This is a genomic window from Hyphomicrobium sp. (assembly GCF_003987855.1).
GTDB lineage: Bacteria > Pseudomonadota > Alphaproteobacteria > Rhizobiales > Hyphomicrobiaceae > Hyphomicrobium_B.
Map to the genome: position 1 here is coordinate 71389 of NZ_RXIZ01000021.1, position 14103 is coordinate 85491.

General features: G+C 59.6%; 12 protein-coding genes. 4 read left to right on the forward strand and 8 right to left on the reverse strand.

Annotated features, from left to right (window positions below):
- Positions 1 to 33 precede the first annotated feature (33 nt).
- A complete protein-coding gene (locus EKK30_RS17290; RefSeq protein ID WP_290986880.1) occupies positions 34 to 429 on the reverse strand; it encodes a DUF302 domain-containing protein in 396 nt (131 codons plus the stop codon).
- Between the two features lie 188 nt (positions 430 to 617).
- Here EKK30_RS17290 and EKK30_RS17295 point away from each other — a divergent pair, with 188 nt between their 5' ends.
- A complete protein-coding gene (locus EKK30_RS17295; protein WP_290986882.1) occupies positions 618 to 1325 on the forward strand; it encodes a YoaK family protein in 708 nt (235 codons plus the stop codon).
- A 66-nt stretch (positions 1326 to 1391) separates the two neighbouring features.
- Here EKK30_RS17295 and EKK30_RS17300 read toward each other — a convergent pair whose 3' ends face one another.
- The gene (locus tag EKK30_RS17300; protein ID WP_290986883.1) at positions 1392 to 1979 is read right to left on the reverse strand and encodes a TetR/AcrR family transcriptional regulator; all 588 of its coding nucleotides are present in this window, start codon (positions 1977 to 1979) and stop codon (positions 1392 to 1394) included.
- 263 nt (positions 1980 to 2242) lie between these two features.
- On the opposite strand from EKK30_RS17300, the gene EKK30_RS17305 reads away from it, so the two are divergent.
- Positions 2243 to 3433: an acetyl-CoA C-acyltransferase gene (locus tag EKK30_RS17305; RefSeq protein WP_290986884.1), complete on the forward strand. Its 1191-nt coding sequence runs from the start codon at positions 2243 to 2245 to the stop codon at positions 3431 to 3433.
- A gap of 23 nt (positions 3434 to 3456) precedes the next feature.
- On the opposite strand, the gene EKK30_RS17310 is transcribed toward EKK30_RS17305, so the two are convergent.
- From EKK30_RS17310 to EKK30_RS17325, 4 genes are all read right to left on the reverse strand, one after another.
- Positions 3457 to 5436, reverse strand: a complete 1980-nt coding sequence (locus EKK30_RS17310; RefSeq protein ID WP_290986885.1) for a proline/glycine betaine ABC transporter permease — start codon at positions 5434 to 5436, stop codon at positions 3457 to 3459.
- On the reverse strand, positions 5433 to 6521 hold the full coding sequence (locus EKK30_RS17315; RefSeq protein WP_290986886.1) for a glycine betaine/L-proline ABC transporter ATP-binding protein: 1089 nt from the start codon (positions 6519 to 6521) through the stop codon (positions 5433 to 5435). Before EKK30_RS17315 ends, EKK30_RS17310 begins: the two co-directional genes overlap by 4 nt.
- Before the next feature lie 122 nt (positions 6522 to 6643).
- Entirely contained in the window at positions 6644 to 7537 is an 894-nt protein-coding gene (locus EKK30_RS17320) for an ABC transporter substrate-binding protein (protein WP_290986900.1), read from the reverse strand.
- Positions 7538 to 7863: 326 nt separating this feature from the next.
- Positions 7864 to 8580, reverse strand: a complete 717-nt coding sequence (locus tag EKK30_RS17325; RefSeq protein WP_290986888.1) for a type 1 glutamine amidotransferase — start codon at positions 8578 to 8580, stop codon at positions 7864 to 7866.
- A gap of 371 nt (positions 8581 to 8951) precedes the next feature.
- On the opposite strand from EKK30_RS17325, the gene EKK30_RS17330 reads away from it, so the two are divergent.
- Both EKK30_RS17330 and EKK30_RS17335 read left to right on the forward strand, forming a co-directional pair.
- Positions 8952 to 10628, forward strand: a complete 1677-nt coding sequence (locus EKK30_RS17330; RefSeq protein WP_290986889.1) for a CorA family divalent cation transporter — start codon at positions 8952 to 8954, stop codon at positions 10626 to 10628.
- An 80-nt stretch (positions 10629 to 10708) separates the two neighbouring features.
- Complete coding sequence (locus EKK30_RS17335; protein WP_290986891.1) at positions 10709 to 12538, forward strand: nucleotide pyrophosphatase/phosphodiesterase family protein; 1830 nt, start codon at positions 10709 to 10711, stop codon at positions 12536 to 12538.
- Between the two features lie 44 nt (positions 12539 to 12582).
- Here EKK30_RS17335 and EKK30_RS17340 read toward each other — a convergent pair whose 3' ends face one another.
- Positions 12583 to 13764 (reverse strand): ceramide glucosyltransferase, encoded by a 1182-nt coding sequence (locus tag EKK30_RS17340; protein WP_290986892.1) that lies wholly within the window; start codon positions 13762 to 13764, stop codon positions 12583 to 12585.
- Positions 13746 to 14103 (reverse strand): hypothetical protein (locus tag EKK30_RS17345; RefSeq protein WP_290986893.1); only part of this gene is annotated, 358 nt, incomplete at its 5' end. The genes EKK30_RS17345 and EKK30_RS17340, both read right to left, overlap by 19 nt.

The window sequence follows — 14103 nt, forward strand, 5'->3', positions numbered from 1 at the left end:
TCACGTTTCGCCGAATTCGCTGCTACAGAGACGTCACTGCGCGACTTCTTCTATGACTGCTTTCAGCAACGATGCGATTTTCTCGACAGTTGCCGCAGCATCCGTGGTCAGCGCGTAGCGCTGCGACAGCCACTTTACGTCGAGGTAGGAAATCCAAACACCATCACTTTGGTCTTGCCAGACAAGTGCCTTCAATGGCAGGTCGAGGCCGATTGTCTGCACGTTCTGCATAAGCAGCGTGCCCGCTGCGGGGTTGCCGAAAAAAATCACCTCTGTCGGCCTCAAATCGAGACCCACCTTGGCGGCCGCAGCCGCATGATCAATCCGCGCTAGGACCATCATACCGCGGCTAACGACGGTTGCGGCCAGCCGATCAGCCGTCTCTTTGGCCGAATGGCGACTTTGGAGCGTGACCAATCCATCGATCATATCCGATCTTCGCTCCTACTGACGTAAGCTGCGGGAACTGTTAGCGCCGACCCGCCAGCTTTGTCCACGGGGAACGTGCCAATCTTGCTTTCCGAAACATTGCGACAAATGTCGCTTTTCATTTCTGATCAGATGACGGCTCCAGGCCTGTCCGGCTAATCCTACCGCCGATGTCCGGAGGAAGAGAAATGAAGCTTCGCTTAATAGCCCTACCAGCGATCCCTGCCGTGCTGAGCTTGACGGCGGGGTATGTCGATACTGCCGGGTTCCTCGCGCTTCATGGTCTTTTCACATCGCATGTCACCGGTAACTTCGTGACACTTGGCGCGTCGCTCACTCATGGCACGGGCGACACGGTCGCCAAGATTCTGGCGCTCCCGGTATTTTGCTTGGTCGTGTTCGCAACGCGGCTTCTTCGCTTTCAGCTTGAGAGGAGCGGCTTGCCGATCCTCGGAATTTGGTTGACGCTGCAGTTTGTGCTCATGAGCATCGCCGCGGCGATTGCTTTACACTATGGCCCGTTCCCAGATGCCGACGCGCTGCCCGCCGTTTCGACAGGCCTCACTTTGGTCGTCGCCATGGCTATTCAGAATGCCTTCCATCGCATTCATCTGTCCAACTACCCCCCTTCGACGATCATGACGGGAACGACGACCCAAGCCATGCTCGATCTGGCAGACCTCTTCCATGGACTGCCGGCTGAGACGAAGCCCGCCGTACAGACACGCGTCACAGGATTAATTGACAGCATCTTCTTTTTCGGAGCGGGGTGCGCATCCTCCGCACTCATCTACTCCTACGCCATCGATTGGGTTTTTGTCGGCGGTCCGATTTTGAGCGCAATCACGATCGCACTCTTCGCCAGGGAAAAGGCCATGGGCAAGCCGTTGCAATGAAGAGAGCGGCGACGCGCCAAGCGCATCTGTTCAGCACCGCACCTTAGGCAAATGCGGTACTTGCGATTATTCCTTGAGAAGCGCGGAGCGTGCGGCCTGCATGATCTCTTCCGAGATCGGCGAACCTTTTGTCGATCGCGATAAGACGACCGCGCCAACAAGCATCGAGATCTGTGCCAAAGCGTCGGCGCGCGCCGCGGCTTTCTTCTTTGCCGACAAGAGGTCCGTCAAGCGCTCCACCATCGCGGTCAGTCCGGTGGCGAAGGCGGCCCGAATTTGCCCTTTCGGATTCTCCCGAGCCATATCCCCGCACATTGCGGCCGTGGGGCAGCCGAGTCCGATCGCATCCCGATGCGCGCGCGATATGTAGCGATTTATGAACTCAGTCCGCGCGGCCTTCCGATTGCCGCCGTTGCGCTGTTCGATGCCTTCGTAAATGCTTCGCCTATCTTCGAACGCGCGCAAGCACGCTTCGGCTACCAGAGCCTCTTTCGATTTGAAATGGCCATAAAAACCGCCATGGGTAAGCCCCGCTTCGGCCATGACTGCGGGGACGCTCACGCCATCAATGCCGTGCTCGAGAAAAAGACGCGACGCCGCATTTAGAACGTCCTCCCGATGCTGATCAGCTTCTTTACGCGAAACTCGCGGCATCCATTTCTCCTTGCGCATTCGTTCCCGGCAGTAGCACGCTCCCATCCCTTATCGAAGACCACGGCGTTCGCCAACGTTCCATCTCGCAACGCAGCAAGAGCCGACGGCTGTCGCAGGCTGTTCATCGCTACCAACCCCCGACGGGACGAAATCCGCTTTGAGGTGCATCAATGACGGAAATGAGGTCGTGTTCGTCACATTGCATTACACTCATCATATATTATGTCGGTCGTCATGAATAGCTTTGCGAACTGGAGTTACTCATGTCCCGCGACCCTATCGTGATCGTTTCCGCTGTGCGGACGCCCCTGGGAAGATTTCTCGGAGAGCTTGCGTCGTTACAGGCGCCTCAGCTTGGCGCCCATGTCATTCGCGCGGCGCTCGAGCGCGCGAAGCTTGCACCCGAGGCCGTCGACGAAGTCTTATTCGGGAATGTTTTGACGGCTGGCCAGGGTCAAGCGCCCGCACGTCAGGCGGCGCGCGCTGCGGGGCTTCCGGATGCCACCGGGGCGACCACTATCAACAAGGTTTGTGGGTCCGGCATGAAAGCGACGTTCATTGCGCACGACATTCTGGCTGCCGGCTCGGCAGAGGTTGTTGTGGCGGGTGGAATGGAGTCGATGTCGAACGCTCCATATCTGCTTCAACGGGCGCGCGCCGGCCTTCGTGTTGGGCACGCCCAAGTGCTCGACCATATGCTGCTCGATGGGCTGGAAGACGCCTATGAAAAGGGCCGCAGCATGGGAGATTTTGGCGAGGCCACCGCAGAAGCCTACCAGTTCACGCGCGCTGATCAGGATGCGTTCGCGGTCGAGACTCTGACACGCGCCCGCGACGCTATCGAGAGCGGCGCGTTCAAGGCCGAAATCGCGCCTATCAGTGTCGCCACAAAAGACGGCGAGGCCATCGTCGCCAACGACGAAAATCCGCTCAAGGTCGTGCCGGAGAAGGTGCCAAAGCTCAAGCCCGCTTTTAGGGCGAATGGCACCATCACCGCGGCGAGTTCATCAGCGAATGCCGACGGCGCCGCCGCCTTGGTACTGATGCGACGATCTCTTGCGGAGCGATCCGGGAACCCGATCCTGGCGGAAATTCGTGCGCACGCCACGCACAGCCAAGAGCCTGCCTGGTTCACCACCGCTCCCATTCCCGCCATGCGCAAAGTGCTAGCTAAAGCCGGATGGTCGGCGGGCGACGTTGATTTATATGAAGTCAATGAAGCGTTCGCGGCCGTGGCAATGGCGGCGCAAAAAGATCTTGCGATTCCGCGCGACCGATTAAATGTCAATGGTGGCGCTTGTGCATTGGGGCATCCCATCGGAGCGACGGGCGCGCGCTTGATCGTCACTCTTCTTCACGCCCTCGAGCGTCAGGGGGCGACGAAAGGCATTGCCTCAGCTTGCATCGGCGGCGGCGAAGCGACGGCCATCGCCATCGAGCGCGTGGTGCATTAAAGCACGGTCGCGGCTTGGCGACGTCAAGTCAGTCCTAGCCGCGACTGCAGACGATCGGTGGAGGCCCTCAGGAGACGATCGGCGACGATGCCGATAAATGCGATCGCAAAACCGGCGGTCAGGCCGCGGCCGGCATCGGCTTTTGCAAGCGCGATGAAGACCTCCTGGCCAAGATCGCGCGTTCCGATCATTGCGCAGATGATGATCATGCTGAGAGCCAGCAGCACCGTCTGATTGATGCCGAGCATGATTTCCGGCAGCGCGAGCGGCAGTTGTACGCGCCAAAACATCTGGCGCGGCGTGCAGCCGGACACCGTCGCGGCTTCGATGAGGTTCTCGGGAATCTGGCGAATGCCATGGTTCGTGTAGCGGATCGCGGGAACGATCGCGAAGAGCACCGTTGCAATCATTGCGGTAACGTCGCCGACGCGAAAGAGCATGACGACCGGAATGATGAAGCAGAACGATGGCAAGGTCTGCAGCGTATCCAGGATCGGCGTCATGATCGCTGCGAAGCGATCGCTGCGAGAGGCTGCGATGCCGAGCGGAATGCCGAGCAGCGCGGCGATGAGCGCCGAGACACCGCACAAATAGAGCGTCGCCATCGACTTTTCCCAAAGTCCCGTGACAGCACAGAACAACGTCATGAGAACGGTGATCACCGCAAGCCGCGCGCCCGACAGCCGATAGGCCGCTACACCAACCAACAAAACCATTCCAAACCAGGGGAAAGCCACCAGGAAATCGCGGATGGGATTGAGGATGTAGAGCAGCAAAAATGTTCGGAAGGCTTCGATGGCATCGAAGAAGTGGATGTTGATCCAATCGACCGTGGCTTTCCACCACGGCGCGGTCGAGATTTTGATCGCGGCGGGTACGGTCGCGAACGCCGGAACGAAAAAGCTCAGTGCGGTGGTGACGATGAGAATCGCAACGGCCAAAGTCAGCATGGGATTGCGCTGAACGAAGTTGAGATCGTGCACGTGCGGGGCCGGACGCTGGCGGGCGGCTGCTTGGCTCAAGCGATCAAGAACGATCGCAAGCGCGACGATCGCGAGCCCGGCTTCCATTCCCTGGCCAATCTTCAGAGCCCGGAGCGCGAGCAAGACATCATATCCCAATCCGCCAGCGCCGATCATCGATGAAATGATGACCATATTCAAAGCCAGCATGATGACCTGGTTGACGCCGATCATCATCGTCGCGCGGCCCGACGGCAGCAGCACGCGCAAAAGCTTCTGGCGCGCGGTGCAGCCCACCATTTCGCCGAAGTCATCGATCTCGTGAGGCACCCGCTTTAACGCGAGCACGGTCGCCCTGACCATCGGCGGCATGGCGAAGATAGCAGTCGCAAGCATTCCCGACACCGGGCTGTTGCCGAACAGGAGCAGCATCGGGATGAGGTAGGCAAACGTGGGCATCGTCTGCATGAGGTCGAGCATGGGCTCGATGATCGCGCGATCGACCCAAGGCTTGCGGAACGCCAGGACACCAAACGCTGCGCCGAAGACAATGCAGAGCGGCACGCTGATCGCAATCAATGCCAGGGTCAGCATTGCGCTTTCCCACTGGCCGAACAGAGCGACGTAGATCATGCAGGCGGCGGCTACCGATGCGAGACGCCAGCCGCCGAAGGCAAAACCTGCAATTGCGAAAGCGGCGCAAACGCCGACCCACGAAAGGCGCGGAAAAACGAAGGCAGTCGGCCCGTAGCCGTACTTCCAGCCTTTGGCGAGCAGGTTGATCGCCCATTGCAGCGGAACGTTGAAGATGTCGGTTATTCCGCGCGTGAGCCACGTGAAGTTCGACTTCAGCCACGCCATCAGCGCCGAGATCCAATCGGCAATCGGAATGATTGCACTGGATGGATACTTAGCGGCCCACGGGGCGACGTTCGGAGCCACATAGAGAATTGCGGTGATGGCGAGAGCGGCGGCCCAGATCAGCGTCGGCGTGGAAACCGATGGGATGCGGGCCGGTGCGGCGCTATCCGCGATGCTCATGCCCGGACCTCGCGGAGCTGATCGCGGTCGGCCAAGAGATCGATGACATCATCGGGGACGACTTCACCGAGCGGCTTTCCTTCGGCGCTCGTGACGAGAAAGTTCTTCCTGACGCCGACGATGCGAGCAGCAAAAGACGCAATCTTATCGGTGGCCTTGATTGTTCCGCCGTATTCGATCGAGGAGAGTTGAGGGCGCATGAGGCGCGCGGCCGACATCACCTTGGCGCGCTGAACGTCACGCGTGAATTCGGCGACGTAGTCGGTGGCCGGATGCAAAACCAGTTCCTCGGGCGTGCCAATCTGGATGATCTGGCCGTCCTTCATGATTGCGACACGGTCCGCCAGCCGGATGGCCTCGTCGAAATCGTGCGTAATAAAAATGATCGTCTTCTTGAGAACGCTCTGCAGGCGAAGCAATTCAGATTGCATCTCGCGCCGGATCAAGGGGTCTAGCGCCGAGAACGGCTCGTCGAGGAACCAGATCTCCGGTTCGACGGCGAGACTGCGCGCGATGCCGACACGCTGCTGCTGGCCGCCGGAGAGTTCGCGCGGATAAAACTGCTCGCGGCCATTAAGCCCAACGAGGTCGATGACTTTGCGAGCCCGTTCTTCCCGCGTCTTGCGGTCGACACCCTGCACCGAGAGCGGAAACGCGATGTTGTCTAAAACGGTCAAGTGCGGAAGCAGCGCGAAGTGCTGGAAGACCATGCCCATCCGGTGACGGCGGATTTCGATCAAAGCTTGGGGCGACGCTTTCAGGAGGTCGATGCCGTCGAGTTCAACAGAGCCCCACGTGGGCTCGATCAGTCGCGATAGGCAGCGCACCAGAGTCGACTTACCCGAGCCCGACAAACCCATCACGATGAAGTTCTCGCCGCGCTTCACTTCCAAAGACGCGTGGCGCACCGCTCCAATCAGTTTAGCCTTGGCGATTTCTTCCTCAGTCGGAGCGCCATTATGCTTGGCCATGAACGCGGCCGCGCCTTCGCCGAAGACTTTCCAAACGTCCTTGCAAAGTAACTTGACGGGACGGTCATCTTTTGCCGACAGGGCCTCATCGCGCAGCGGCGCTAGATCGTTCATCGTGACAAATGCTCCGTAGCGCGCGAGCGCTTGGCCTCGAAACGAATGGGAACCGACACGCGGCACTGGCGCTGCCGGTTCCCCTGCATCTTACTGCATTCGGATGTGCAGAATAGATCGGCCTATTTCGCCCATTCCTTCCACTTCGCTTCGTTCGCGGCGATCCAAGCCGCGGCAACGTCATCGATAGACTTGCCGTCGAGATCGACTTGGCCGGACATCTTGTTCAGCTCGTCGGTATCGATCGTGTAGTTCTTTGCGACCTTGTATGCGACGGGCCACTTATCCTTCAGGCCCTTCCAGGAGTATTTCCAGATTTCGCCGTGCGGCTTGCCGCAATCGTATTTCTTGTCGGGATTCACGCCCCACTTCGCATCGGTGTAGCAAGCGGGCTCGTATTCAGGGAACTGAATCCATTCACCCTTGTACTTTGCCGGCGCCCAGTGAGGCGAATAGATCCAGAGCAAAATCGGGGCTTTGCGCTGATAGGCGGAGTCCAACTCCGCGAACATGGCGCCATCGGTGCCGGCATGAACCACGACAAACGGGAGGCCGAGGGCATCAACGCGCTCGTCGTCGAAGCCTTCCCACGTAACAGGACCGCCAAGGTAGCGTCCCTTGGGAGCTGTATCAGGCGTCGAGAATGCTTCCGCGCACTTCGGATCCTTAAGAGCTTTCCAGTCGGGAAGGCCGGGGCACTTCTCTTTCATGTATTCGGGAAACCACCATTCTTCCTTCGCCTTCGGACCTAGCGGCCCGAGACGCTCGGTCTGGCCGGTCGCATCCGAAGCCTTCATGGCCTCACGCGCGGTCGTGTCCCAGAACTCTACGCCGATATCGATATCGCCATTGGTCAGTCCGGTCGTGAGGCTCGAAAGGTAGTCTGCCGTCGGATACTCGACGTTATATCCAAGCTTGGTGAGGATGCCTCCGAGGATCTTGGCGTTGAGATTGACGCTCGTCCAATCGAAGAGCGCGATCTTCACGGGATCAGTCGATTCCGGAACGCCCGCCATGGCGTGGCCGATGCTCGCAATCGATAGGAAGGTTGCACAAACTCCACCGGCCAAAGCTCGTTTGACGGTTTGGTACATAGGTAGCCTCCAAGCCACTTCGTTTGAGATGAACGACTAAGGTGAGACGAGAGAACTTTCCTGAGAGTGATGATTTTTGAATTATGCTATCGCCTTAGCGAAGCGTACAAGGCCAAATTCAGAGCAGTTGCCGGAAATTCAGGCGGCATTCGTGCGAATAAAAATTTCATAATGCGCCGCCGCAAACGCACTAATCATCGGCGCGCGTTTGCTTTTTGCTCATTGCTGCAAATGCGATGTGTGCACTGCTAAGCGCGAATGGCGCGAACGAAATTGCGATAGATTTTTTCCGCGCCGGTCGTGAAGCTTGACATGTGCGTTTCGGCAGCTGCCGCCATGCGGGGCAGCGCATCAGCGCCATTCGTTCTCTCGAGCGCTGAGGCGTACGCGGGAATCTTGGCCCAATCCGAAATCGTGCTTTCTTCGATTTCGACATGATATTGCATGCTCCACGCGCGGTCACCGACGCGCATGGCTTGGCAAGGACATGTGTCCGACTTAGCGAGGACCACGGCATCTTCCGGAGGCTGGGCAACGCGCACCGAATGCCATTGGACGGCTTTGAAGCTTTTCGGTAGTTCGCTGAACACAGGGTCGCTGGCCGCTGCGTCCGTCGCCATCACATCGAGGATGCCGATTTCCGGAGGGCGTTGCGGTCCACACGTGCCGCCAAGCGCATCAGCGAGAAGTTGATGACCAAGGCATAGACCCATGAACGGCTTCTGCAGATCACGCACCCACCGGCGGATGGCGCGCTTCTCATCGACGAGCCACGGGCACTCCTCGACATCCCAGACATCCATCGGGCCGCCCATGACCCAGAGCGCGTCGTAGCGGTCGAGGTCGGGAATTGATTCTCCCTCATCGAGTTCAATGGCGTCCCAGGCGATGCCATCGGCCGCGAAGAACCGGCGGAAAATCCCTGGATGCTCACAGGCGACGTGCTGAAAGACGAGAAAGCGCATGGGTAGCCCCCGGTTAGCTTCGTTCACTCGGTGCGTGCAACGAGGAAATCAGATCTCGTCTCTGGAAACAATGTTTCCCTGCTGTAGATGTCGCCCGGCCATTGCAGCGTGGTCGACCAGGCTGTCATCGCGGCGTTGAGCTTATCGCGTAGCGATATCTTCCAGGGCGCGATCGGGGTTCGACCGCGGGAGATTTGCGAACGATTTCCGTGGCGTCGCAGAACTGTCATACGCATCGACCAAGCTAAATCGTCTCCTCCGCCATGCCTGCACGGCCAAGCGTGCCGCCTGTCGGAGAATGACGACCTCGCCTTCGCGCTCGTGTGCGGGCGGCGATGAGACAAGCGGCGTTCGGAGGAGGCTGAGATCCCATGCTCGACGAAGTTCGATCTGAGAGTATCTCTGCTGGCGAGGGCGTCCGCCGCACCTCGGCGGACGTGGGCATCGGGCAATTTCGCCAGATTCTGCTCTGGCCAATCGAACTCGTAACGCCGACCCCGGAGCCGGTTCATCACGACTATGCAGCGCTTCTGTCGAAGCTTGGCCCGCATAATCCGTGGAAGGTGATCGATGATGAGTTCACCGGCGATCCTAAGGATTTTCAAGAGCGCCACTACAATGAGTTCGTGACGTTCCTTCCCCCTGTCCAGCGATTTCTCTACGGCAGCGGCGAAAGCAAAGTTGCCGGTTCGATAAATGCGCACAGTCCGATCACCACGTTCCGCCGCACCGATATCACAGCGGTGCGCGTGGTGCTGACACCAGGCTCCAAGCCGGTGACGCTCAACATCGCGCATGTCGATCTCTACTTCTTCTACGAGATCGACGTAGCGATCTTGGCGCTCGAACTCTATTCGGACGATATCAATCTCGCCGAAGTTCAGGATGTGATGTTCCGGCTTGGCCGCACGCATCCGGCGTATTGGGAGCCGTCGGGCGCGGCGGGGCATTGTCCCGTGAAGGTCGAGTTCCTGTCAGGCGACGGAGCCGTCGTCGTGGCATCCGACTACGACGATCGTGAGAAATTCCTGGCGCAGGTTTGCACGAGGCGCGCCGCACGCGTCGCTGCGCACTGGCAATATCTTCTTTCGCCATTGGTACCGCATCATTCGGATTTGCCAGGTGAGCTTCGCTACAAGCAGCTCGAGTATTACCGCATGCCGCAAATGGCGCTCATCGCCACGAAAGGTGGCCAAGAGCTGACGCGCGCCGACTACGTGCGGCTCGCGTTCGCCTCAGGACCGGGAGATTGCTCCGAGCTGCCGTTCTCGCAACGGCATCTTGAAGACTTCGAAGAACGATATTGCTACGACCGCTACTTCGGGCAACACAACGAGATCGAATGGCCGCAAAGCCGATACATGTCGTGCGGGCATGCCCTCGTGGTCACCGGAAGTGCCGACAATCCGTTCTTCGTGGATCCGAAGCACGGCTGTCTCAACAGCTTCCGGCACGAGCATTTTCTCGTCTTCCTGATTGCGCATTTTCATAAAGCCACGCTTCTGATGTTTTCCGATCGCCTCACGGGGGCGATGAGCCGCCTCGACGTCCAGAACAAGAACGCCATTGCGGCGTTTAGATCGGCGTCGCGCCGGGCGCTGCAGACTTTCCTGCGGTTCACGCACCGCTACTGGTTTCATTCGGTGAGCAACCAGACACAGGCCCACGACATCTTTGCACTTTGCCGGCGCCACTTGGAGATCGATCGGCTCTTCGACGACATCCGACAAGAAATCCAAGAGATGAGCGAATTCCTCGAGAACGAGGCGATGCGCAAGCAGAGCGATACGGTCACACGCCTGACGGTTGTCACGACACTGGGCCTCGTCGGCACGACGGTGACTGGGTTCCTCGGGATGAATCTTCTCGACTGGGCCAATCAGACGGCGAGCTGGCGCATCCAGGCGTTCCTGATCGTGCTCATTCCGACGATCCTGCTGACGCTCATCACCATCGCGAAATCGCGCGTGTTATCGGACATGATGGAATCGTTGTCGGATGGCACGGCGACCTGGGTGCCGAAGTTTCTACGAACGCGGAAGTCCTGACCGGACGTCTCACGACGGTGCTATGCGCGACGGTCACGAGGCCAGATCAATCTTTCGAACATCAGGGGCATGTGAAATCAATGCTGAAGAGGTACGTCGCGCTTTTTCTCGTGACCGCGTTTGTTGGCGCGGCGTCAGCCGCGGCTCAGGATGCCAAGCATAACGTCGTGCTCTTCGTTCCCGATGGGCTGCGGCGAGAGTTGGTGACGCACGAGACGGCGCCGACTTTCGCGGAGATCCGGGACAAGGGCGTCAATTTCGTCAACAGCCATTCGCTTTTTCCAACCTTCACGATGCCGAACTCGAGCGGCATGGCGACGGGACATTACCTCGGCGACACCGGCGTGTTCGGTAACGTTCTCTACGCGGGCTTCCCGATCCAGACGGCCGCCTCCCAGCGCCTCGCCTTCATCGAAAACGATGGCATCCTGGGCGACATCGACAATCACTTCGCGGGCAACTTCATCGATGAAGAGACGATTTTGCATGTCGCGCACCGGTCAGGTTTCAACACCGCGGCGATCGGCAAAATCGGGCCGACGCTCGTTTTTGACCACACATCGCGCGGCGGTGGCGAAAGCGTCATCATCGACGACGCGACGGGCACGCCAGCTGGCATCCCTCTTGCCCCTTGGGTGAGCGAAGGCTTGGTGCGCGAAGGTTTGCCGGCGGAGGCGCCTGGCCGGCTGACGAACAAAGACCACGGCGACTTCAAAACGCCGGGTACCCGGGATGCCAACGTTGTGCAGCAGGGCTATTTCGCATCGGTCCTGACGGACGTGGTGCTGCCGAAATTCAAGGCGGACGGCAAACCTTTCGTCGTCGTGTTTTGGTCGCGCGATCCCGACGGCTCGCAGCACAATCAAGGTGACAGCTTCTTGAGATTGGAGCCCGGCATCAACGGGCCGACCTCGATGGCCGCCATACGCAACGCCGACTCCAACCTGGCGAGCATCCGTCGAACTCTGCAAAAGCTGGGGCTCGCGGAGACGACAAACATCATCGTGTCGTCGGATCACGGCTTCTCGACCATCTCCAAGCAAAGCCAGACGAGCGAAGCGGCTAAGCAGAGCTATCCCACCGTGCCTGCGCTTCTGCTGCCGCCGGGCTTTCTCGCCATCGATCTTGCGGCCGCACTCGATATGCCGCTTTACGATCCCGACAACGGCAATGCCAAGGTCGAGCGCGGCCAATATCCAACCGATGCCAACGGGTACATCGGCGAGGATGCGAACGCGCCCAAGGTTGTCGTTGCAGCCAACGGCGGCTCCGACCTCGTCTATATCCCGAGTGGCGATCGCGCGCTTGCGCAGCGAACGATCGACTCGCTGTTGGCGCAGGACTACGTCAGCGGAATTTTCGTCGACGACGATCTCGGCAGTTTCGCGGGAACGCTGCCCTTAAGCGCGATCAACCTCAAGGGCGCCGCGCAAATGCTGCGGCCATCGATTGTCGTCAACTTCAAAAGTTTCTCGACTGGCTGCTCGATCCCGACGACGTGCGCCGTCGAAGTTGCGGACACGGGACTGCAGCAAGGCCAAGGCATGCACGGCAGTTTCAATCGCGGCGATACCGCGAATTTCATGGCGGCCTTCGGCCCGGACTTCAAACAATCCTTCGTCGACGAGGCACCGGCGAGCAATGCCGACATCGGCAAGACGATTGCCGCGATCCTGGGGTTGCTGCCAACCAGTCACGGCAAACTTGTGGGGCGGCCACTCGCGGAGGCGTTCCCCAACGGCGCGATGCCGAAATGGGAGCGCAAGACGCTGACGTCGCAGCCATCGGCGTCGGGCTTGCGGACCATTTTGAATTATCAAATCTCAGGCGAGACGAAATATTTCGATGCCGCCGGCTTCGAAGGGCGAACGGTGGGGCTTCACGCGGATGCGCCGCTGACGGGCGAGTAACCCCAGACGCTCAAACGCCAGTCGACGTTGGGCGAGCCGCAAACTCACATGATCTTCGTCGTGACGGCCAGGGTGCGGCTGGCGCTTGAGATCGCGGCTTCGTCCTCGCCTTTGGCGACGCTCATGTCGTTGCCGCGCCAGACGAACGTATTTCCGGCCCAGCCTTCTACCCACAGCACCGGGAGGAGGGCGTCACGCAGCATCCAAACGAGGGGCGAATGCAGGCGCATTTGCCAGCCGGCTACGCGTGCAAGAAGTGCTTCGGCGCCGAACCAGACGCCGATGTAGGCCAGCAGCGCCATGAGGGGATCCACATCGAAGCCTGCAGCGGCAATCATTGCGGCCATCGCTGGCAGCGAACATCCGGAGAGAATTTCGGGCGCGTAAAAAATCGGGAACGTCGCGCGCCGCAGCCGCGCCCAACGCACCTGACGATCCCAAACTTGCGCGATCGAGCGGGGCCCGAGCGGCTGCTCGAAGGGACGATCGACAAGACGGACGTCGAGCCCATTGGCGCGCACGATCTTCGTCGCGGCCGCGTCCTCGGCGATCTCGGCACCCAGCGCCTCGATACCGCCGGCATCATCGAGAATGTCGCGACGCCACAGCATCGACTTGCCCTGGGCGAACCCAAACCCAATCGTATCGGCTGCGATTTGCCAGCGCGCTTGGTAGGTGTTGAGGAACGCGCATTCAAGTTCCGCCCAAAACCCGACCGGGTGACTGCCGACCGGCGGTGAGCAGACCAAGCCGACGCCCGCGCCGAAGCTGCGAAAGAGGTCTTCGAGATAGCGAGACGGCATCAGCACGTTGTTGTCGGCGAGCACAATCCAATCGTGGCGCGCGGCGGCCCAGCCTTTGACGATGTTGTTGAGCTTCGGATTGCTGGTCGGCCGGTCGTCGCCGATGAGCAAGCGAGCTTCGATATGCGGATATTCGGCCATCAGTTTGCGGACGAGAGGGACTGCCGCGTCGTCGTCGCGCGCCGCGCAGAAGATAATCTCGTAATCGGTGGCATCGAGTTCGAACGTCGACCGCAAAGTCATTTCGTCGAAGTGATCGATGCCGCAGACGGGCCGAACGATGCTGACCGGCTCGACGCTTCGTTCGCCCATGCGGTTGCGTGGACGGGACACGCGATAGAGAGCGAGGGCGACTGTTACGAGGTGCGTCGAAGCCGCCAATAAGCAGAAGACCAGAGCCGCCGTCACAATAAGATCGGCCATTGCTCCTCCGTGGAAATAAATGAAATTGCTGCATTCCAGGATTCAATGAAATATCGACGACGGTTGCACGACAGCTTTGCGACAACCAGCAGGAATGCGCGCCAGCTGGCCCTCGTCCACACATAATGGCCTCTTCCTGCGGCAATCACGCAATTCTGGTGCGCTCGACGACTCGCGTTCGGCGAACCAATGGGCATGATTCTTTCTTGGCGCCAGCGACTCCCCTGCGCGGAGCCGGCCGCTGGCGCGAAAAGAATAAAGCGAAGGGGCAGATCGGCGACGCCTCGCGTTTTTCTATTCCTTGTTTCGGGATGCAGCCTTCGCCGATCCGCGACGTGC